This window comes from Streptomyces sp. GLSS-08, assembly GCF_056387915.1.
The window spans coordinates 482,273-503,476 of the sequence record NZ_JBWJAQ010000004.1; the positions used below are offsets into that span (position 1 = coordinate 482,273).

Here is a 21,204-nt window from a genome sequence, read left to right on the forward strand (position 1 = left end):
AAGCTACGTAGTGACCGCCACTGACCGTTCCATCGAGCTCATCACCACCGCCTCCCAGGCGGCCGCCGACAAGCTCGCGCACGACATCATCGCCTACGACGTCAGCGACGTGCTGTCGATCACCGACGCCTTCCTGCTGGCCTCCGCACCCAACGACCGCCAGGTCAAGTCGATCGTCGACGAGATCGAGGAGCGGCTGAACAAGGAACTCGGCGTCAAGCCGGTCCGCCGCGAGGGCGACCGCGAGGCCCGCTGGGTGCTCCTCGACTACGTCGACATCGTCGTGCACGTCCAGCACAGCGAGGAGCGTGTTTTCTACGCGCTGGAGCGCCTGTGGAAGGACTGCCCCGAGCTGGAGCTGCCCGCCGACGCCAAGGCGACGCGCGGCAAGGCCGAGGAGCACGCCCAGCTGCAGGCCGAGGAGGACTCCGCCGACTTCGGAGAGCTGCGGTGAGCGGCCCCGCCGGAGCGGACGAGCGGAAGAAGGGCCGGGGCCGCCGCATCATCCTGTGGCGGCACGGTCAGACCTCCTGGAACCTGGAGCGCCGCTTCCAGGGCAGCACGGACGTGGAACTCACCGAGACGGGCATCGGCCAGGCCCGCCGCGCCGCCCGCCTGCTCGCCTCGCTGCGACCGGACGCCGTCGTCGCCTCGGACCTGAAGCGCGCCTCCGCCACGGCCGCCGAGCTGGCCAGGCTCACCGGTCTCGAGGTGGTGCACGACGAGGGGCTGCGCGAGACCTACGCCGGTGTCTGGCAGGGTCTGACGCACACCGAGATCATCGCCCGGCACGGCGACGAGTACGCCGCCTGGAAGCGCGGTGAGCCGGTCCGCCGCGGTGGCGGCGAACTGGAGAGCGAGGTCGCCGACCGCGCCGCTCCGGTGGTGCTCGCGCACGTCGACAAGCTTCCCGAGGACGGCACCCTCGTGGTGGTCAGTCACGGGGGCACCATCCGTACGACCATCGGACGTCTCCTCGGCCTCGAATCCCAGCACTGGGAGAGCCTCGGCGGGCTCTCCAACTGCTGCTGGTCCGTCCTCGGGCAGGGCGCGCGCGGCTGGCGGCTGCTCGAACACAACGCGGGCACGCTGCCCGAGCCCGTGCTCGGCGACGACGACTGAGCACCCCTGCCCGCACCCTCACGAGGGGGCGGGACCCGGATTTCACTTTCCGGCAGGTCACCGGTTAAAGTTCTTCTTGTTCGCCCGCCGAGCGGGAAGAACGCAAGGGGCTATAGCTCAGTTGGTAGAGCGCCTGCATGGCATGCAGGAGGTCAGGAGTTCAATTCTCCTTAGCTCCACAGATCGACACTCTTGAGTTGTCAAAGATCGGTGATGAAGATCCCGTTCCCGTCAGGGAGCGGGACTTTTTCGTTGCCCTAGCTGTCGGCCCCCACCGGCTCGGCGTCCATGGCATCGGCCGACGGCCACAACCGCTCCCGCCACTCCCGCAGCAGCGCCACCCCCTCCCTCGCCTCCGCGTCCACCGGCGAGTACGCCACGATCCGGCACTCGGGCATGCCGTCGACGGACAGCGACACCGAGGTCATGCGCAGCTCGCCCACCGCAGGGTGCCGGAACGTCTTCACCCGGGGCCCCGGCGGTATGACCTCGCCGCTCGCCCACAGCTCGACGAAGTACGGACTCCGGGCGGACAGGCGGCCGATGAAGTCCTCCCAGGCCGGCTCGCCCACATGCCGTCCGTAGGCGGCGCGCAGCGTGGCCACCATCACCGGCAGCTCCCGCTCCCGGAACACCAGGGGACAGGACCCGTCGGGGACCGAGAACAGCGTCCACAGCACGTTGGGGACGCCGATCTGGCTGGTCGTCGGCACCAGGAACAGGTCGCGGTAGGCGGGGTTGGTGGCCAGGATGTCGTACCGCGAGTTGTAGACCACCGCCGGGTGCGGGTCGAGGGCGTCGATGATGTCCTGGACCTCCTGCCCCACGGCCTGCGCCAGGCGCTCGGGACCGGACTCGAAGGGCACCTCCGCCAGGTGGTACAGATGCTCCCGCTCGGTCCGGTCCAGCCGCAGGGTGCGCGCCACCGCGTCCAGGACCTGCGGTGACGCGTTGATCGGCCGCCCCTGCTCGAGCCAGGTGTACCAGGTCACCCCGACGCCCGAGAGCTGGGCGACCTCCTCCCGGCGCAGCCCCGGCGTACGGCGCCGGAATCCCGGCGGCATGCCCACGTCGGCCGGTGTCACCCGGGCCCGCCGGCTGCGCAGGAAGGCCGCCAGCTCCGGCCTGCGGCGCTGCTGTGTCGTGACCATCGTCCTCACTCCCCCTGTCCCATCGTCGGGGCCGGAGCGCTTTGTTGCCAGGTGCTGTCAGTACCAGCACCGGCGGGCTCTCGTCACCCGGATCCGCTCGTCGCCAGGCTCGGCGCATGACGACGACAACCCCCGCGGGCCCCGGACCACAAGCGAGTCCGAGCCCCGCGACCAGTAAAGGCCCCGGCACTGACAATCGCCCCGGACGGCTGCTCGCCGTCGTGCTCGCCGCCCAGTTCATGGCGCTGCTCGACGTCTTCATCGTGAACGTCGCCGTACCCACGATCGGTTCCGAACTCCACGCGTCCGGCGCCGCCCTGCAGCTGGTGGTCGCCGGATACTCCCTCGCGTACGCCGTCCTGCTGATCACGGGCGCCCGCCTCGGCGACCTGCTCGGTCACCGCCGCGTCTGGCTGGCCGGGCTCGCCCTCTTCACGGCCGCCTCACTGGCCTGCGGACTCGCCGGGAACACCGGCGAGTTGATCACGTTCCGTGTGGTGCAAGGCGCCGGGTCCGCGGTGATGATCCCGCAGGTCCTCAGCCTGATCCAGCGTCACTTCACCGGCGAGTGCCGGGCGCGGGCGCTCGGCGCGTACTCCGCGGTCCTCGCGACCGGCGCCGCGGCGGGCCAGGTGCTCGGCGGCATCCTCGTCAGCGCCGACCTCTTCGGCACCGGATGGCGGCCGGTGTTCCTCGTGAACGTGCCCGTGGGCCTCGTACTCCTGGCCGTCGGCCGGCGGGTGCTGCCGCGCGACGACCCGCGGGCGCTGGAGCGGTCGCGCGGTCTCGACCTGCCGGGTCTCGTGCTGCTGGCCGCCGCCGTCTCCCTGCTCACGGTGCCCCTCGTGCTCGGCCAGGCGGAGGGCTGGCCGCTGTGGTCCTGGCTGTCGCTCGCGGCGGCCGCGGCCTTCTTCGGTCTCCTCTGCGGCTACGAGGCCCGGCTCGCGCGGCGTGGCGGGGCCCCGCTGCTCGCACCCGGGGTGCTGCGTCACCCCGGCGTCGGTCTCGCGGTCTTCCGGATCATGGCCGTGATGGCCGTCAACGGCGGGTTCCTGTTCGCACTGACCCTGCACGTCCAGGGCGGCCTCGGCTACAGCGCCCTGCGCGCAGGGCTGACCTTCGCGCCGACCGCCGTGGTCTTCGGTCTGGTCGGTCTGACCTGGCGTGCGTGGCCCGCGGCGTGGCAACGGGCCCTCGTACCGGCCGGGTTCGCGTTCGCGGCGGCCTCCGTGGCGGGCGTAGGGTGGGCGATGCGGGACGGCGGCGACGGTGGCCTCTGGCTGTACGTGGCGTTCACCGGCGTGGGCATGGGCCTGGCGCTCAGCTTCAGTCCGACGCTCACCGGGGCTCTGGCCACGGTGCGGCCCGAGGACGCGGCGGATGCCAGCGGACTGCTCGCGACGGTCACACAGCTCGGTCAGCTGATCGGTGTGGCGGCCTTCGGTGCACTCTTCCTGAATCGGCTTGAGTCACTTGGGGCTTCCGGGGCGTATACCTCTGCGGACGCGCTCCTGGTGTGCATGTACGCGCTGGCCGCCACGGCCGGGCTGGGTGCCGTGTCCGGACTGGTACGCAGGCGTCGCTGACCGTATTGGCCCGGCCGTGGCAGAATCAGACGGCCGGAAGGGGGCGCGGCCCGACGGGAGGAGTAGCGATGCCTGCGAGCATCCTCGAGGAGACCGACCATCTCCTCGAAGCGGCGGCGATCCGGAAGACACCCACCCTCCTCGACTGCCCTTCCTGCGGTTCCGTCCATGTCGCGCAGGTCCTCGGGGACAACGGCGGGATCTCCTACGTGTGCACGGCCTGCGGCCACAGCTGGAGCTGATCGATGGGTGCACACCGGCGGAAGTGCGATTGGTGCGGCAGCGGCACACCGATCGTCCGCGACATGGAGCCGCTCAATCACGACTACCAGTACTGGTGCGAGGAGTGCGCGCGGGCGCTGATCATAAAAGGCGACCCGATCGAGACGTACCGGGAGCTGGAGGGCGAGCCGATCTACGGCCGGCTCCTCGACGAACACTGCACCCTGAAGCGGTTCTACTCGTTCGCGACGGCCTGAGACCGCCGCAGGGCCCGGGCCTTTCCGGTCCTGGCCATACCGGTCCCGGCCATACCGGTCCCGGCCATACCGGTCCCGGCCTCTCCGGCCCTGTCCGTACCGGTCCCGGCCCTTGCGGTCCGGGTCGCGGTCAGGGCCAGGAAGACCAGGGCCGTCACCCCGTAGAGGGCCGACAGCGTCAACTCGACTCCTCCTTGACGCAGTTCGTGCCGGCCCGGCCCGTGCGGCACCCACCACAGGGCGTACGAGCAGAAGACCAGTGCCGCTCCCACGGCCGCCGTCCGGTTCCTGGTGGCGAGGACCAGGGCCATCGGTACGCACCACACCCAGTGGTGCGACCAGGACACCGGGCTGACCAGCAGTGCCGTGGCCGCGCACCCGGCGGCCGCCCAGGGGCGGCTGCCGCGCAGTTCCGCCGCCGCCGAGGCGGCGAGGCCCGCCGCCCCCACGGCGGTCGCGGCGGCGATCCACCACAGCCCGGGGTCGGGGGTGTGCAGCAGCCGGGCCAGCACCCCGCGCAGCGACTGGTTCGCGGTGTCCTCCGCGAGCCCGGCCCGCTCCGCCTCGAACGCCACACGGGTCCAGAACCGCCAGGAGTCGTACGGCAGGACGGCCGCGGCCGAGAGCGTGGCACCGGCGAAGACGACGGCCGCCCCGCGCGCGTGCCGCAGCCATGGCTCTCCACAACGTCCCCCGGTGCGGGCCACCAGGCCGGTGACCAGCAGGAACACCGCGAAGAGTGCGGGCGTCAGCTTGATCGCCGCGGCGAGTCCGATGCCGGCTCCTGCCCACCGGTGCCCGGGCCGGCGGGTCAGGTCCCACAGCACCAGCACCGCGATCAGCAGGTTGATCTGCCCGTACCGCAGGGTCGTCCACACGGGCTCGCACCACACGGCCGCCGCCGCGACCCACCAGACGCCCTCCACGCGCGCGTGCCCCACCAGCCGTGTGGCGAGGCCGGCGAACGCCGTGAGAAGGACGAGGTTCCCGGCCGTCGCCAGCGTGCGCGCGGTCCCGGCGCCCAGCAGCGCCAGCGGGACGAACAGCAGAGCCGCGAAGGGCGGGTAGGTGGCGGGGAGGCCGGCCCCGGTCGCGCGCAGTGCGTACAGGTCGTTGCCGCCGCGTACCGTCTCGCCCTCCGCGCGGTACACCATCAAATCGATCATCGACACGTGCGCGGCCCGCTGGGCCGTCCAGAACACCGTGAAGGACAGCAGGCACGTCCCCAGGGCGAGGAGCGCGCGGCGGTCACGGGGGAGGGCGGTCGGGGTCACGAAGGCCGACACTATCTCCCGTATCCGTACAGACCGGAAACGATTTGGTGGTGCACCCGGGAGAGCGTGTAATGTTGGCGTCGCCGCCGGGGAAACCGGGCGGACACCGCAAGGGGCTATAGCTCAGTTGGTAGAGCGCCTGCATGGCATGCAGGAGGTCAGGAGTTCAATTCTCCTTAGCTCCACAGCAGTTGAAGGCGGGTCACTCGATATCGAGTGGCCCGCCTTCGTCGTGTTCAGCGACCGCTGCCGAGAGCCCGGCGACCGCGCCCCTGCGAGAGGACGGGCAGGTTGTTGCGGGCGGGGGCGGAGGACCGGGAGTCCTCCTCGATCCGCAGGGCGAGCGCGGGGCAGCGCCGCACCGCGCGCACGGCCTTCGCCTCCGCGTACCGGGGCACCTGCGCCTGCGCGACGGTGGGGAAGCCGTCGGCGCCGAGCTCGAAGACCTCGGGAAGGATGTCCGCGCACAGGCCGTGCCCGCGGCACAGCGTCCAGTCCACGTAGATCTTCTGGCGGCTGGGACCGGCCTCCAGCTGCCCCTGGCCACCCGGGATGCCGGTGGGGGTCTGACCGTTCTCGAAGAGCGGCAGTACGCCCTCCACGGGCCTGCCGCAGCCGTTGCCGAGGACGTGGGCGGCCAGGTCGTCCGTGAAGGCCTTGATCGTGGACTCGATGAACATCGCCGAGCCGTCCGGGTGCGAGCACGCGCCGCGCCGCTTCACGGCCTTGGCGACCTGCTTGACGGCTTCGAGCGCGGCGGGGCCGCCGCCGTTGAGTATGTCCTCCAGGCCGCGCGCCGCGGCGGGCAGGCCGAGGTAGCAGGGGCCGCACTGCCCCGCGCTCTCCTCGGCGAGCCACTGGGCCACCCGTAGCGACTCGCCGAGCGGGCACGTCTGCTGGCTGATCGGGAGGATCGCGCCGGCGCCGAGGGAACCGCCCACCGCGTCCAGGGAGTTGCGCGAGACGACCGCCCCGTCCAGCGCCGCCGCGTCCAGCCACTTGCCGTGATAGCCGCCGGTGAGCACGCCCTGCGGGAGCGGCGGCGCGCCGGCCAGCTGGAGCACGTACCGCAGCGGCACTCCCGTCGGGACCTCGATCACCATGGGGCGGGCGACCGCGCCCGAGACGGTGAGCATGACGGTGCCCGGCTCGTCGTACAGGCCGGTGTTGCGGTAGCGCTCGGGGCCGATGCGGGCGGCGATGGCCAGCTGGGCGAACGTCTCGGCGTTCGACAGCAGGGTGGGCGCGCCGCCCACCCCGATCTGCGACGCGCTGATCTTGCGGCCCGGCGGGATCGCCGGACCGCCGTCGATGGAGCGGATCAGGGAGGCGGCCGCTCCGGTGACCATCCGCACCGGATTGCGCTGCACGCGCGCGCGGAGGGCGGATCCGCGCCGGTTGCTCAGTCCGCGTTCGGCCAGGGCCGCCTCCATGGAGGCCTGCGTGGACGCCCGGGTCACGCCGATGACCAGGGTGCGGGCCCCCATGGCCTCGGCGGCCAGCAGGGCTCCGTCCAGGATGAGGTGCGGGGCCCGGTTGATGAGCACGGTGTCCTTGCGGCAGGCCGGTTCGTCCTCACTGCCGTTGACGACCACCACGGGCCGGATGCCCTTCTTGATGGCCGACTCCGCGACCGAGCGCAGCTTCTTGGCGAAGGGGAATCCCGCGCCGCCGCGGCCCTTCAGGGAGATCGCCTCGGCGAGGCCCGCGAGTTGTTCGCCGCCCATCGGTTCGAGTGGACCGTGCACCTTGAGGTGCATCGGCAGGTCGAGTCGTTCAACCAGGTCGAAACCCGACGTGAGCTGCGGAAGCCCGACGACGCGGACCTCTGGGACGTCGGGCAGGGCCTCGTTCACTTAAAAGCCTCCGGAAGGGGCGTTCCATGATTCACCGGAGCCAGGAGCGTCGAAGGCGCCCGGCAGTACGTCAGTCGTGGGACCGCTGTCGTACGTGTCGTTGGTGTTGTACGTGCCGAAGAGGGGGTTCGTCTCACCGGTGTCGTACACATCACTTGTGCCGTATCCGTTGTTGCCCTGATTGTCATAGACGGGGATGTTGTATCCCGTGTCGGCGAGAGGATCGTACGACGAACGGGGGGCCTCGCCGACGGGCGGCGGGGAGGGGATGGGCCAGCTGCCCGAGGTGCTGCCGTCGGTGCGCGGCAGGACCTCCGTGGGCTGCGTGTCCAGGGGGACCTGGATGCGCTCCATCGGGTCGATCAGCGGGTCCCCGGTGGGGGAACTGCCCCCCACGGCCCGGTAGGCGGCCGCGAACCCGCCGCTCGCCGCGTCGGCGGCCTGGGGCGGGGTGGCGTAGAGCGACTGCGGAGCGGCCGGCATGCGCTGCGGCGGCACGAACGTGTCCTGCGGGGACGTCCTCGGCGTGCGGGACGTGAAGCCCGGCAGGGGCCCGTCCCCGCCGGCGGCACGGGGCCCCCCGCGTCCCTCGCGGGACGTGCGGGCACCGGGTCCGCCCGGCTCGCCCAGGACCGCCAGGATCCGGTCGGCGACCTTGCGCTTGAGGGGGCCGGAGGTCGAGCGCAGCGCCAGGGCGGCCATGACGGCGATCAGGCACAGGCTGTAGAGGACCGTGACGTAGGTCTTCGCGGGGCGTCCCGCGTAGAGGCCGTGCACCAGCGCGGCGCACCAGGCGGGGTAGGCCAGCATGTGCATGGCGCGCCAGCGGGACGCGACCGGCGCGGGGGAGGCGAAGGCGCTGCGCAGCGCGCCGGTGACGGCCGTGAAGATCATGAGCAGTCCGGCGAGGGAGCCGAAGCCGATCAGCCCTGCGGTGCCCGTGACGCCGAGGCCGAAGGGGACGACGGCCGCGATCAGTGTGGTGTGGTCCAGCGCCAGCTTGACCGTGACGTGCAGCAGGAGGAAGGCGACCGAGGAGACCGCGGTCGTCCGGTGCACAGCCTGGGCGATCAGGCGCTGGCGCGTGTTGAGGAACAGGCGGTCGGTGGCGACGAGCCCCCACACCACGGAGCACGTGAGGGCGACCAGCGACAGCACTCCGGCACCGAAGTTGAGGAAGTCCCTGACGCCGTCACCGCCGAGCAGGACGATGAGGGGTATGAGGAGCAGAGCGGCAGCCGACGCCGCCCCGTAGGCCGACCGGCCGGGTTGGGGAAGCGAGCTGTTCTTGCGACGAGGGTTCATGGGGGGTACTCCCAAAGAGTTCGGGGAAGCGGTCCCGAAGGCGCACTCTAAGTCGAGCCATACCTATGGATACGAGGTTTGAGTTATTGCGTCGTTATCCAAAGGCAACGAGATCCTTGTGCTGTCCCTTAGTGGCTGTTACGCGAAGTAACTTCTGAACTTTGTTCAGTCTTTGTGGTGTCGGAGAGCATGGCACGGCGTGCCGGGAGCGGCCGCGAGCTCGTCGCGGCGCTCGCCGGGGCTGGGGTACCCTGGCGCCATGCGTGCCGTACGCCTTCTGCTTAGCGAGCCGCGCTGATCAGTTCCGGCCACTGAAGGATCGTGGCCGGCATCGGCGCGGCGTCCCCTCCTGTGCGAGGGGCTTTTTCATTTCCCCAGCCGCTGGCAGAGACGATCGATGGAGCTTTGAGGATCATGAGCGAGACGAATGCCTCCCCCGCTGCCGAAGGCGCGGGCGGTGCCCCCGCCGCCTCCGAGGTGGCCGCGCCGCACCGCTACACGGCCGCCATGGCCGCGGACATCGAGGCACGCTGGCAGGATTTCTGGGACGCGGAGGGCACGTACGCGGCGCCCAACCCGACCGGTGACCTCGCCGGAGACCCCGCTCTGGTCGCAAAGCCCAAGAAGTTCATCATGGACATGTTCCCGTATCCCTCGGGTGCGGGACTCCACGTCGGCCACCCCCTGGGCTACATCGCCACCGACGTGTTCGCCCGGTTCCAGCGGATGACGGGCCACAACGTCCTGCACACCCTGGGCTTCGACGCCTTCGGCCTGCCCGCCGAGCAGTACGCCGTGCAGACCGGCACGCACCCGCGGATCTCCACCGAGGCCAACATCGAGAACATGAAGGTCCAGCTGCGCAGGCTGGGCCTCGGCCACGACAAGCGCCGGTCGTTCGCGACGATCGACCCGGAGTACTACAAGTGGACCCAGTGGATCTTCCTGCAGATTTTCAACTCCTGGTACGACACCGAGGCCGGCCGGGCCCGCCCGGTCTCCGAGCTGGTCGCCCAGTTCGAGAGCGGCGAGCGCGCCGTACCGGGCACCGAGGGCACCACGCGCGCGTGGAGTGAGCTGACCGCCGCGGAGCGAGCCGACCTGCTGGGCCAGTACCGCCTGGCGTACGCCTCCGACGCGCCGGTGAACTGGTGCCCCGGCCTGGGCACCGTGCTGGCCAACGAGGAGGTCACCGCGGAAGGCCGCTCCGAGCGCGGCAACTTCCCGGTCTTCAAGGCCAAGCTGAGCCAGTGGAACATGCGCATCACCGCGTACGCCGACCGGCTGCTGGACGACCTGGACGCGCTGGACTGGCCCGAGGCCATCAAGCTGCAGCAGCGCAACTGGATCGGCCGCTCCGAGGGCGCCCGGGTCGACTTCCCCGTCGACGGCGCGGCGATCACGGTCTTCACCACCCGTCAGGACACCCTGTTCGGCGCCACCTACATGGTGCTGGCGCCCGAGCACCCGCTGGTCGACGCGTTCGTGCCGGACGCCTGGCCCGAGGGCTCCCACGACGTCTGGACCGGCGGTCACGCGACCCCGGCGGCGGCCGTCGCCGCGTACCGCGCGCAGGCCGCCTCGAAGTCCGACGTCGAGCGGCAGGCCGACGCCAAGGAGAAGACCGGCGTCTTCACCGGCGTGTACGCGACCAACCCGGTCAGCGGCGAGCGGATCCCGGTCTTCATCGCCGACTACGTGCTGATGGGATACGGCACCGGCGCGATCATGGCCGTCCCGGCGCACGACAGCCGTGACTTCGCGTTCGCGCGCGCCTTCGAACTGCCGATGCGCTGCGTCGTCGAGCCGTCGGACGACCGGGGCACCGACCCCTCGACGTGGGACGACGCCTTCGCCTCGTACGACGCGAAGATCGTCAACTCCACAGGCGAGGACATCTCCCTGGACGGCCTGGGCGTCACCGAGGCCAAGGCGCGCATCACCGAGTGGCTGTCCGGCCGGGGCATCGGCGAGGGCACCGTCAACTTCCGGCTGCGCGACTGGCTGTTCAGCCGCCAGCGCTACTGGGGCGAGCCCTTCCCGATCGTCTACGACGAGGACGGCATCGCCCACCCGCTGCCCGAGTCGATGCTGCCGCTGGAGCTGCCCGAGGTCGAGGACTACTCGCCGCGCACCTTCGACCCGGACGACGCGAACACCTCCCCGGAGACCCCGCTGTCCCGCAACGAGGACTGGGTCAACGTCACGCTGGACCTGGGCGACGGACCGAAGAAGTACCGTCGCGAGACCAACACCATGCCCAACTGGGCCGGTTCCTGCTGGTACGAGCTGCGCTACCTGGACCCGCACAACGACCGGCAGCTGGTCGACCCGGCCATCGAGCAGTACTGGATGGGACCGCGCGAGGGACAGCCGCACGGCGGTGTCGACCTGTACGTCGGCGGCGCCGAGCACGCCGTGCTGCACCTGCTGTACGCGCGCTTCTGGTCGAAGGTCCTCTTCGACCTGGGCCACGTCTCCTCGGCCGAGCCGTTCCACAAGCTGTTCAACCAGGGCATGATCCAGGCCTACGTCTACCGGGACAGCCGCGGCATCGCCGTACCGGCCGCCGAGGTGGAGGAGCGCGACGGCGCGTACTACCACCAGGGCGAGAAGGTCAGCCGGCTGCTGGGCAAGATGGGCAAGTCCCTGAAGAACGCGGTCACCCCGGACGAGATCTGCGCCGAGTACGGTGCGGACACGCTGCGCCTGTACGAGATGGCGATGGGTCCCCTGGACGTGTCGCGGCCCTGGGACACGCGTGCGGTGGTGGGCCAGTTCCGGCTGCTGCAGCGGCTGTGGCGCAACGTCGTCGACGAGAGCACGGGTGAGGTCACGGTCGTCGACGCCGAGCCGGACGAGGCCACGCTGCGTGCCCTGCACAAGGCGATCGACGGCGTCCGCCAGGACCTGGAGGGACTGCGCTTCAACACCGCCATCGCCAAGGTCACCGAGCTGAACAACCACCTGACCAAGACGGGCGGCCCGCTCGCCCGCACGGTCGCCGAGTCCCTGGTGCTGCTGGTCGCGCCGCTGGCGCCGCACATCGCCGAGGAACTGTGGCGCAAGCTGGGCCGCACCGGCTCGGTCGTCCACCAGGACTTCCCGGTCGCGGACCCCGCGTACGTCGTCGACGAGTCCGTGACCTGCGTCGTGCAGATCAAGGGCAAGGTCAAGGCCCGCCTGGAGGTCTCCCCGGCCATCTCCGACGAGGAGCTGGAGAAGGTGGCGCTGGCCGACGAGAGGGTCGTCGCCGCCCTGGACGGCGCCGGCATCCGCAAGGTCATCGTGCGGGCGCCGAAACTGGTGAACATCGTCCCGGCCTAGCCGGAGACCGGCAGCCCAGCACGTTCGTTCGGGGCTGTCGGGGTAGTCCCCTACGGGCAGGTTCGGGGTTCTGGTGGAACTCCGGACCTGCCCGCTGCGTTTACCGTGGAAGAGCGCCGCGGCAGCTGCCGGGGCCGGACGGAGGAGGAGCGTGGTGGAAGCCGTGATCGCAGTGATGGCGCTGCTCTTCCTGCTGTTCGTGGTCCTGGGGGCCTACGCCACCGTGAAGGTCGTCGGCGCGGCCAAGCGCGGCGTGGACCGCACCGTCTCGCAGGCCCGGCGCACCGTGGAGGACACCACGCTGCGCGCCAGGACGTTCGCCCAGCCGGGCCCGGTGGGCGAGCTGGCACAGCTGCGGCTGAAGCTGCGCACGTCGATGCGGGCCACGCAGGACGCGCTGCACGCGGGCGTGACGGACGACGAGTCCCTGAAGGAGTCGCTGGGCCTGTTCGAGCGGCTCAGCGCGCACGGCCACGAACTGGACGGCGAGCTCAGGCGCCTGGAGACCGAGCCGGACCGCGGCACCCTGGCCTCTCGGCTCCCCGGCCTCCGCGAGCGCACCGAGCAGATCACCCGGTCGGCGGACGCGCTGCGCTGGGCGGCCCGCGACCGGGCCCGCCGCTTCGCGGACGAAGACCTCGACGCGCTGAGCACGCAGATAGACCTGGAGGCGGGCGCACTGCGGCACTGGACGACGGAGCCGGCCGTCACGCCGCCCTGGCCGAAGGCCCCCGCGCCCGACGAGGCGGCGTCCGGCGGGCAGACCTGGCCCGAGACGCCCGAGACCCGTGGGGCCGAGCAGCCGGCCCGCCCGGCCATCACCCCGCCGCTCCAGCGGCCCGTGTACCCGTGGCAGAAGAAGCCCCGTCCCGAGAGCACCACTTGATCCGGAGGGCCCCGCTCCCGGCTCCCGGGGCCGGACTGCCGCTCGCCCGCCCCGACAGGTAACCTCCAGCTCATGTCCCGCCATGTCGCGATCGTCACCGATTCAACGGCCTACCTGCCGCCACGGACGATGGAGCGCCACGGCATCACGACGGTGCCCCTGACCGTGGTCCTCGGTGACCAGGCGCTGGAGGAGGGCACCGAGATCTCGGCCCGCTCCGTGGCCCTCGCCCTGCAGAAGCGGCGGTCCGTCACCACCTCCAGGCCCAGCCCCGAGGTCTTCGCCGAGACCTATCGCAGGGTGGCCGAGTCGGGCGCCCCGGGCATCGTCTCGCTCCACCTCTCCTCCGAGCTCTCGGGCACGTACGACGCCGCCGTCCTCGCGGCGCGTGAGGCGCCGGTGCCCGTGCGCGTCGTGGACACCGGGATGGTCGCGATGGCCCTCGGCTTCTGCGCGCTGGCCGCGGCGGCGTCCGCGGAGGCGGGCGGGACGATCGACGACGCGGTCACGGCGGCGGAGAAGCGGGGCGCGGGAACCTCCGCCTACTTCTATGTCGACACCCTCGACTATCTGCGCCGCGGTGGCCGGATCGGGGCCGCGCAGGCTCTGTTCGGCTCGGCCCTGGCCGTGAAGCCGCTGCTCCAGCTGCACGGCGGGCGCATCGAACCCCTGGAGAAGGTGCGGACGGCGTCGAAGGCGATCGCCCGCCTCGAGGAGATCGCGGCCGACCGGGCGGGCGTCGCGCAGGTCGACATCGCGGTCCACCATCTCGCCGCCCCCGAACGGGCGTCGGTGCTCGCGGACCGCCTGCGGGCGCGGGTGTCCGGCCTCGCGGACCTCCATGTGAGCGAGGTCGGGGCGGTCATCGGGGCGCATACGGGGCCCGGGCTGCTGGCGGTTGTCGTCTCGCCTCGGTGACGGGGCCGCCCGGCCGCGCTGTTGGCGGCTCCCGTGGTCCCTCCGGGTGAGCGAGTTATCCACAACTGGGAGCTTGTCCACGGGAACTGAGCAAGATCATCGCGGGGGCGGCGGTCTGGTCGATGCTCGGCGCATGGCACTTTCATCACGTTCACGTACAGCCACGGTGACCAGCGGCCCCGGCCGGGGTCCCGCCTCCGACGGGCGCACCCGTCACCGGCGCCACCATGCCCACGGGCGGGGTGGACGCCACCGGGCGTCGGCGGAGGTGCTCCGCCGACGCGCGGAGGCGCTCTTCACCGACGGAGCGGGGGAGCGGCGCGCGTCGGGGAGCGGACCGCCGGCGGGCCGGCGCGGGGCCACTGCCGCGACTGCCGCCGGCGCGGACGCTTCCGTTCTCGGGAGTGTCCGTGCGGGTGCGGGTGCCTACGACGGCGTGGGTGCGGGCGTTGGCGGCGGTGGGAGCGTGGGGCCCGACGGGGAGGCGCCGTCGGGCGCGTGGCGGGAGCGGGTCGGGTCGGCCGTCCGGGAGCGCATGCCGCTGTGGCTGCAGTCGCGGTGCGGGCTGGAGCGCCGCGGTGTGGCCGCCCTGACCGTCCTGCTCGTCGTCGCCGCGGTCTTCGCCGTGCAGCACTTCTGGACAGGCCGGACGCAGCAGGTCCGCGCGCCCGAAGTCGTGCGGGCGGCGGTTCCGTACGACAGCCGGGCCGGGGGCCGGAGGACGAAACCGGACGCCTCGGCGGGCACGCCCGAGTCCACCGGCGGGCCGGGCACCGAGATCGTCGTGGACGTCAGCGGCAAGGTGCGCAGTCCCGGGATCCAGCGGCTGCCGACCGGTTCACGGGTCGCCGACGCCCTGCGGGCGGCGGGTGGTGTGCGTCCGGGCGCGAAGACCGAAGGCCTCAACCGGGCGCGCCTCCTCGTGGACGGCGAACAGGTTGTGGTCGGCGGCCCCGCACCTCCGGCGGGCGCCGGTCCCGGAGGAGCCGTCGTATCCGGCACCGGGGGATCCGCCGGCGGGTCCACGGCCGGAGCGGCGCCCGCGACGCCGGTCTCCTTGAACTCCGCCACCCCGGACCAGCTGGACACCCTGCCGGGGGTCGGCCCCGTCCTGGCGCAGCACATCATCGACTACCGCACCCAGCACGGCGGGTTCCGGTCGGTCGACGAGCTGCGTGAGGTGAACGGCATCGGCGACCGGCGCTTCGCCGATCTGCGGAATCTCGTCCGGCCATGAACGGGACGCCGAGCACAGGGGCAGGGCCCGGTACGCGTGCAGGGGCCGGTTCGGACACAGGTGCCGGGGCCCCCGGTCGCCGGACGGTGCACACGGTTTCCGGTGCGCGGCTCGGGGCCTCGCATCCTCGCCAGGAAGGGCCGACGGACCTGAGGTTGGTGCCGCCCGCCCTGGCGGCCTGGGCGACGGCGGCCTTGACGGTGGACGCCGCCGTCACGCGGGTCTCGGCTGTGGTGCTGGTCTGCCTGGCCGGCGCAGGCCTGTTGCTGTGGCTGCACCGGGGCGGCGCGAGGAGCGCGCCACCGGACGGGGGTGGACGCGGTGACGGGTGTCGAGGAGGTGCCGCCCGGAGTCGGCGTGACAGCGGCGGAGGCCGTCGAGGCAAGGGAGCCGACGGCCGGGGAGATGACGACGGAGATCGCGGAGTTGGCGGGGGAGGCCGTCGAGGGGATCGGGCCGAGGGGCCGCGGGGCAGCGATGAACGGCGTCGGGGGGAGGGCCGCACAGGGCGGTGGGGTGAGTGGCCGCGGGTCTCGGTGGCTGCCGTGCTGCTGTGCGTCGCCGCGGCCGCCGCCTCCGCCGGGGCTCACGGAGCGGACCTGCGGCGCGGCCCCGTGCCCGCCCTGGCGGGGCAGTACGCGCAGGTGACCGCCGACGTCGAGGTCACCTCCGATCCACGTCTCACCAGGCCCCGGATCAACGGCGACCACGCGGCTCCCACGGCCGTGCTGTTCGACGCGGAGGTGCGGCGGCTGCGGGAACCGGACGGGGCGGTCGTGGCGACGCGTACTCCGGTGCTGGTGATCGTCGACGCGAGCGCACTACGGCAGCCGGGCGCTCCACGAGAGGTGGGCGGCCCGGTGCGTTCGCCGTGGCTGGGTCTGCTGCCGTCCACGTGGGTGCGGGTGACCGCGCGGCTCGTCCCCGCGCTCACGGGCGGAGACCGGATCGCGGGCGTCCTGCGAGTGCGGGCCGGAGCATCACCCGACGTCGTGGGGGAGCCGTCGGGTGTGCAACGGCTCGCGGGCCGGCTGCGCAGCGGGCTGCGGGAGGCGACCGACGGACTGCCGTCGGACGCACGGGCACTCCTGCCGGGCCTGGTCGTGGGGGACACCTCACGCGTCACACCCGAACTTGACGACGCGTTCAAGGAGACCGACCTCGCGCATCTGCTGGCGGTCAGCGGGGGAAACCTGGCGATCTTGCTGGTCCTGTTCATCGGGCCGCCCGGACTCGCTCAGCGTGCGGAGCGCCGCGGTCTTGCGTCCCGGCTCGGTATCCCGTTGCGGACGACCGCCCTGCTCGGCGGCGCGCTCACGCTCGCCTTCGTGATCGTGTGCCGACCGGACCCCAGTGTGCTGCGGGCCGCCGCGTGCGGAGGGATCGTGCTGCTCGCCGTCGCGACGGGACGACGCCGGTCCCTGATTCCCGCGCTGGCCGCCGCCGTCCTGGTGCTGGTGCTCTACGACCCCTGGCTGGCACGGAGTTACGGCTTCCTGCTCTCGGTGCTTGCTACCGGTGCCCTGCTCACCGTCGCCCCACGGTGGAGCGCCGCGCTCCGGCGACGGCGAGTACCGCCTCGCGCTGCCGAGGCCCTGGCCGCGGCGGCCGCGGCACAGGCGCTGTGCGCGCCGGTCGTGGCCGTGCTGTCGGCCCGGGTGAGCCTGGTCGCGGTGCCGTGCAATCTCCTCGCCGAGTTCGCGGTCGCGCCGGCCACGGTGCTGGGCTTCGCCGCCCTGGCGACGGCTCCGGTGACCATGCCGGTCGCCAAGGGGTTGGCATGGTGCGCGAGTTGGCCCGTCGGGTGGATCGCCGACATCGCCCGTACCGGCGCCGCGCTGCCCGGTGCGGGAGTGGACTGGCCGGACAGTTGGACGGGCGCGCTGCTGCTCGCTCTCGTGACGGCGGCCGCCGTGTTCCTCGGGCGGAGGCTGGTGAGACACCCCTGGCTGTGCGCTGTCTGCGTCGTGCTGTTCCTGCTGGTCGTGGTGCAGCCGCCGCCGCTGGCCCGGGTGATCACGGGCTGGCCGCCGCCCGGGTGGCGGTTCGCGGTGTGCGACGTGGGACAGGGCGACGCGACCGTGCTGGCGGCGGGTGACGGCGCGGGCGTGGTGGTGGACGCGGGGCCTGACCCGGTCCTGGTCGACCGGTGCCTGAGCGCGCTCGGCATCATCAGGATCCCGCTGGTCGTGCTCACCCACTTCCACGCCGACCACGTGGCGGGCCTGCCGGGTGTGCTGCGTGGGCGCTCGGTGGGCGCCATCGAGACGACGGGGCTCGACGAGCCCGCGGACCAGGCGCAGTTCGTGCGGTCCCAGGCGGCCGCGCGGCACATTCCGCTGACCCGGGCCGCGACGGGGGAGCGGCGCCGCGCGGGAACCCTCGACTGGCGGGTGGTCTGGCCGCCCCCGGCTCCGGTGCCGGCGCCGGAGGGCCCGAACGACGCCAGTGTCGCCCTGCTCGTACGGTCGGCCGGGATGTCCCTGCTCCTGCTCGGTGACCTGGAACCTCCCGCCCAGCAGGCCCTGTTGAGGTCACCCGAGGGCGCGCGGCTGGGCGCGGTGGACGTGCTCAAGGTCGCCCATCACGGATCGGCGTACCAGGACCCGGAGCTCATACGCAGGGTGGCGCCGCGGCTGGCGCTGATCTCGTGCGGCGAGGACAACCCGTACGGTCACCCGGCGCCGAGCACGGTCGCCGCGCTGAGGGCCGGGGGTGCCGCGGTGATGCGTACGGACGAGGACGGGGCGATCGCCGTGTCCGGCACGGGTGAGGAACTGCGGGTTGCGGGTGACTGAGGTGGCGGGTGACTGAGGTGACGGACCGGAACGGCCGCGGTAAGGCGGAGAGGAGAGGCGAGGGCCCGGTGACGTCGGAGGGGGCGTGCGGGGAGCAGCGGGGGGAGACTGAGGTCATGAATTCCGCACAGGCCGACGCCTATCTCCGTCGTATCGGCGCAGCGCGCCCCGCTGGACCCACCTCCGAGGTGCTGCGCGAACTCCAGCTGCGGCATCTGCGGAGCGTGCCGTTCGAGAATCTGTCGATCCACCTTCGTGAGGAGATCGTGCTGCAGGAGAAGCGGCTGCTGGACAAGGTGGTGGGGGCTCGCCGGGGAGGATTCTGCTACGAACTGAACGGCGTCTTCGGGGCGTTGCTGGAGGCGCTGGGCTTCGACGTGACGCTGCTCGCGGCGCGGGTGCACGGGGCGGAGGAACGGCTCGGGATCCCCTACGACCATCTCGCCCTGCGGGTGCGGACGTCGGACGGGGGCGACTGGCTGGCCGACGTGGGTTTCGGGGCGCACAGCCACTGGCCGCTGGCCTTCGGGGAGCGGGGGGATCAGGTGGACCCGGCGGGCACGTTCCGGGTGGCGGAGGTGGGGGAGCCGGCCGGGAGCGCGGCTTCGGAGTACGGGGACCTGGACGTGCTGCGGGACGGCAGGGCGCAGTACCGGCTGGAGACGCGCAGGCGTGTGCTCGGGGACTTCGTGTCGGGCGCCTGGTGGCACAGGACGTCGCCGGAGTCGCACTTCACGCAGTCGCTGGTGTGCTCGCGGGTCACCGAGGACGGCGGAAGGATCACGCTGAGCGGCCGCGCCTTCACCGTGACCGCGGCCGACGGCACGAAGGAGGTGACGGAGCTGGGCACGGACGAGGAGGTGCTGGGGGTGTACCGGGAGCGGTTCGGGATCGGACTGGACCGGGTCCCGGTGGTGCGGGAGATCTGAGCGGGCCGGCTCTCGCGGGGGCGGTGGATGACACGGGCGCCGGTCCTCCCTTCCGAGGGCGGTGGCGGGGCCGGGTCCTCTCACCGTGGTCCGGTGGCAAGGGAACCCGGCCCTTTGACCGGGGGCCAGTGGCCCTGGCCCTTTCCCGGGGGATGGGGAGGCCCCGGCTTCGGCGGCGGCGGGCGTGGCGGAAAATGTCTCCGTGAGCGATGTGAGACACGTGCTGGTGCTGCCCGACCGCGATGCCGCGGAAGAGGCGCTGGAGGCACTCGGGGACCGGTTCGGACTCGACGAGGAGCCGCAGCTCGTCCGGGACGCGCTGGCCGGTGAGGACGATGCCGAGGACGCCCAGTGGCTGGTCGTGCTGCGGGACCCGGAGGAGCGGCTGGCACCCGGGGAACTGGACGAGTTCGTGGGTGAGTGGGACGGGTGGCGGGAGGAGCCGTAGAGGTCTTCCGTGGGTGTCCTGGCAGTCGGCGTGGGTGGGCCGGTCGGCGGTGAGCTGGACTCCGCCGCTTGCCGCCCGGTCGCCCTCGCCCGGTCGTCCTCGCCCGGTCGCGCTCGCCCGGTCGTCCTCGCCCGGTCGCGCTCGCCCGGGCGCCCTCGCCCCGTCGTCCTCGCCCGGCTGTCGTCGCGTTGTCAGCGGAGCGTGGGATGCTTGGCGCGATGGCCAGGAAGACTGCACAAGACGACCCTCTCGCCCCTGTCACGCTGGCGGTGGGCCAGGAGGATCTCCTGCTCGACCGTGCCGTGCAGGAAGTGGTGGCCGCTGCCCGTGCCGCCGATGCGGACACGGACGTACGGGATCTCACGCCGGACCAGTTGCAGCCCGGCACCCTCGCCGAGCTGACGAGCCCGTCGCTCTTCGCGGAGCGCAAGGTCGTGGTCGTACGCGATGCGCAGGATCTGTCGGCGGACACGGTCAAGGACGTAAAGGCGTACTTCGGGGCGCCTGCCGAGGAGATCACCCTCGTGCTGCTGCACGCGGGCGGGGCCAAGGGCAAGGGGCTGCTCGACGCGGCGCGCAAGGCGGGTGCCCGTGAGGTGGCCTGCCCGAAGATGACGAAGCCGGCGGACCGGCTGGCGTTCGTGCGCAATGAGTTCCGGGTGCTGGGCAGGGCGGCCACGCCCGAGGCGTGCCAGGCGCTCGTCGACTCCATCGGGAGCGATCTGCGCGAGCTGGCTTCCGCGGTGTCCCAGCTGACCGCGGATGTCGAGGGGACGATCGACGAGGTCGTGGTCGGGCGGTACTACACCGGGCGGGCCGAGGCGTCGAGCTTCACCGTGGCCGACCGGGCCGTGGAGGGGCGGGCGGCGGAGGCGCTGGAGGCGTTGCGGTGGTCCCTGTCGACGGGGGTCGCGCCGGTGATGATCACCAGTGCTCTGGCGCAGGGGGTGCGGGCCATCGGGAAGTTGTCCTCCGCGCGTGGGGGGCGGCCCGCCGATCTGGCTCGGGAGCTGGGGATGCCGCCGTGGAAGATCGACCGGGTGCGGCAGCAGATGCGGGGGTGGACCCCGGACGGGGTTGCCTACGCGTTGCAGGCTGTTGCCGAGGCCGATGCCGGGGTCAAGGGGGGCGGGGACGATCCCGAGTACGCCTTGGAGAAGGCGGTGGTGGCGATTGCCCGGGCGGCGCGGTCGAGACGGGGTTAGCCCCGAGCACGGGTGAGTTCTGACCGGGGGTGACCCCGAACACGGGTGAGCCCGGTCCCGGGGCGCCCCGGAACCGAGGTGAGTTCTTGCCCGGGTGACCCCGAGCACGCATGAGCCCGTTTCCGGGTGACCCCGAGCACGCGTGAGCCCGTTTCCAGGTGACCCCGAGCACCTGTGAGCCCGTTTCCAGGTGACCCGGAATCAGGTGACCCCGGGCCCGGGGTGATCCCAAATCGGGGTGATCCCACACCGGGGTGATCCCACACCGGGGTGAGCCCCAGATGTGCCAGATGTGGGTGAACTTCCCCCTGTGGCCCCGCCCCCCGGCGTATCCCGGCTGCTGACGAACCTTTTTCGCCCCCTCCGCCCCTACCCGTCCCGTACCTGGGGGCTCCGCCCCCAGACCCCCGTATCGGCCTGGCGGCCTCGTCCTCGAACGCCGGACGGGCTGAAAGACACCAGCCGGGGCAGAGGCAGAAGGCCGCCGGCCGCGCACGGGCCGCACGAGCAGCAACCCCTGCCCAGGCTGAAAGGCCGCAGCCGCTCCAAGAGCCGAACGGCCGAGCCGTCGACCGGGCCGAAGACAGAGCCGTCGAACGAACCCAAAGGCCGAACCGCCAACCGGGCCAAAAGGCCGAGCCGTCGAACGGGCCGAAAACCCGCCCCCCAGCCCCCAGCCCCCC

Annotated in this window: 17 protein-coding genes and 2 tRNA genes; 15 read left to right on the forward strand and 4 right to left on the reverse strand. The window is 72.3% G+C overall.

The window, feature by feature from the left end:
* Positions 1–10 precede the first annotated feature (10 nt).
* From rsfS to AC0ZLC_RS10210, 3 genes are all read left to right on the forward strand, one after another.
* Entirely contained in the window at positions 11–454 is a 444-nt protein-coding gene (gene rsfS, locus AC0ZLC_RS10200; RefSeq protein WP_358853726.1) for a ribosome silencing factor, read from the forward strand.
* Positions 451–1,122, forward strand: coding sequence for a histidine phosphatase family protein (locus tag AC0ZLC_RS10205; RefSeq protein WP_476751564.1), 672 nt, complete (start codon positions 451–453; stop codon positions 1,120–1,122). Before rsfS ends, AC0ZLC_RS10205 begins: the two co-directional genes overlap by 4 nt.
* Positions 1,123–1,228: 106 nt before the next feature.
* Positions 1,229–1,301 (forward strand) — tRNA-Ala (locus tag AC0ZLC_RS10210).
* Positions 1,302–1,379: 78 nt separating this feature from the next.
* Here AC0ZLC_RS10210 and AC0ZLC_RS10215 read toward each other — a convergent pair.
* A complete protein-coding gene (locus AC0ZLC_RS10215) occupies positions 1,380–2,273 on the reverse strand; it encodes a helix-turn-helix transcriptional regulator (RefSeq protein WP_476751565.1) in 894 nt (297 codons plus the stop codon).
* Between the two features lie 116 nt (positions 2,274–2,389).
* On the opposite strand from AC0ZLC_RS10215, the gene AC0ZLC_RS10220 reads away from it, so the two are divergent.
* From AC0ZLC_RS10220 to AC0ZLC_RS10230, 3 genes are all read left to right on the forward strand, one after another.
* Positions 2,390–3,859, forward strand: a complete 1,470-nt coding sequence (locus AC0ZLC_RS10220; protein WP_476751566.1) for an MFS transporter — start codon at positions 2,390–2,392, stop codon at positions 3,857–3,859.
* A 68-nt stretch (positions 3,860–3,927) separates the two neighbouring features.
* Positions 3,928–4,101: a hypothetical protein gene (locus tag AC0ZLC_RS10225; protein ID WP_476751567.1), complete on the forward strand. Its 174-nt coding sequence runs from the start codon at positions 3,928–3,930 to the stop codon at positions 4,099–4,101.
* Between the two features lie 3 nt (positions 4,102–4,104).
* A complete protein-coding gene (locus AC0ZLC_RS10230; protein WP_121403099.1) occupies positions 4,105–4,338 on the forward strand; it encodes a DEAD/DEAH box helicase family protein in 234 nt (77 codons plus the stop codon).
* Here the strand turns inward: AC0ZLC_RS10230 and AC0ZLC_RS10235 are convergent.
* Positions 4,317–5,612, reverse strand: coding sequence for a glycosyltransferase 87 family protein (locus AC0ZLC_RS10235; RefSeq protein WP_476751568.1), 1,296 nt, complete (start codon positions 5,610–5,612; stop codon positions 4,317–4,319). The genes AC0ZLC_RS10230 and AC0ZLC_RS10235 overlap by 22 nt on opposite strands.
* A gap of 112 nt (positions 5,613–5,724) precedes the next feature.
* Between AC0ZLC_RS10235 and AC0ZLC_RS10240 the strand changes: the two genes are divergently transcribed.
* A tRNA-Ala gene (locus AC0ZLC_RS10240) sits at positions 5,725–5,797 on the forward strand.
* Between the two features lie 51 nt (positions 5,798–5,848).
* Here the strand turns inward: AC0ZLC_RS10240 and AC0ZLC_RS10245 are convergent.
* Together AC0ZLC_RS10245 and AC0ZLC_RS10250 are read right to left on the reverse strand one after the other, a co-directional pair.
* Positions 5,849–7,468 carry an NADH-ubiquinone oxidoreductase-F iron-sulfur binding region domain-containing protein gene (locus AC0ZLC_RS10245; RefSeq protein ID WP_476751569.1) on the reverse strand — a complete coding sequence of 540 codons (1,620 nt, stop codon included), beginning with the start codon at positions 7,466–7,468 and terminating at the stop codon, positions 5,849–5,851.
* On the reverse strand, positions 7,469–8,773 hold the full coding sequence (locus tag AC0ZLC_RS10250) for a ferric reductase-like transmembrane domain-containing protein (protein ID WP_476751570.1): 1,305 nt from the start codon (positions 8,771–8,773) through the stop codon (positions 7,469–7,471). It lies immediately after the preceding gene.
* A gap of 414 nt (positions 8,774–9,187) precedes the next feature.
* Here AC0ZLC_RS10250 and leuS point away from each other — a divergent pair, with 414 nt between their 5' ends.
* The 8 genes from leuS (at position 9,188) to holA (ending at position 20,521) form a co-directional block, all read left to right on the forward strand.
* Positions 9,188–12,100 carry a leucine--tRNA ligase gene (leuS, locus tag AC0ZLC_RS10255; RefSeq protein WP_476751571.1) on the forward strand — a complete coding sequence of 971 codons (2,913 nt, stop codon included), beginning with the start codon at positions 9,188–9,190 and terminating at the stop codon, positions 12,098–12,100.
* 154 nt (positions 12,101–12,254) lie between these two features.
* Positions 12,255–12,986, forward strand: a complete 732-nt coding sequence (locus AC0ZLC_RS10260) for a hypothetical protein (protein ID WP_476751601.1) — start codon at positions 12,255–12,257, stop codon at positions 12,984–12,986.
* Positions 12,987–13,058: 72 nt separating this feature from the next.
* The gene (locus AC0ZLC_RS10265) at positions 13,059–13,904 is read left to right on the forward strand and encodes a DegV family protein (protein WP_476751572.1); all 846 of its coding nucleotides are present in this window, start codon (positions 13,059–13,061) and stop codon (positions 13,902–13,904) included.
* Positions 13,905–14,037: 133 nt separating this feature from the next.
* A complete protein-coding gene (locus AC0ZLC_RS10270; RefSeq protein WP_476751573.1) occupies positions 14,038–15,141 on the forward strand; it encodes a ComEA family DNA-binding protein in 1,104 nt (367 codons plus the stop codon).
* Positions 15,142–15,227: 86 nt separating this feature from the next.
* Positions 15,228–17,939, forward strand: a complete 2,712-nt coding sequence (locus AC0ZLC_RS10275; protein WP_476751574.1) for a ComEC/Rec2 family competence protein — start codon at positions 15,228–15,230, stop codon at positions 17,937–17,939.
* 116 nt (positions 17,940–18,055) lie between these two features.
* Positions 18,056–18,868, forward strand: coding sequence for an arylamine N-acetyltransferase family protein (locus AC0ZLC_RS10280; RefSeq protein WP_476751575.1), 813 nt, complete (start codon positions 18,056–18,058; stop codon positions 18,866–18,868).
* A 202-nt stretch (positions 18,869–19,070) separates the two neighbouring features.
* Positions 19,071–19,316 carry a hypothetical protein gene (locus tag AC0ZLC_RS10285; RefSeq protein ID WP_476751576.1) on the forward strand — a complete coding sequence of 82 codons (246 nt, stop codon included), beginning with the start codon at positions 19,071–19,073 and terminating at the stop codon, positions 19,314–19,316.
* Positions 19,317–19,534: 218 nt separating this feature from the next.
* Positions 19,535–20,521 (forward strand): DNA polymerase III subunit delta, encoded by a 987-nt coding sequence (holA, locus tag AC0ZLC_RS10290; RefSeq protein ID WP_476751577.1) that lies wholly within the window; start codon positions 19,535–19,537, stop codon positions 20,519–20,521.
* Positions 20,522–21,204 lie beyond the last annotated feature (683 nt).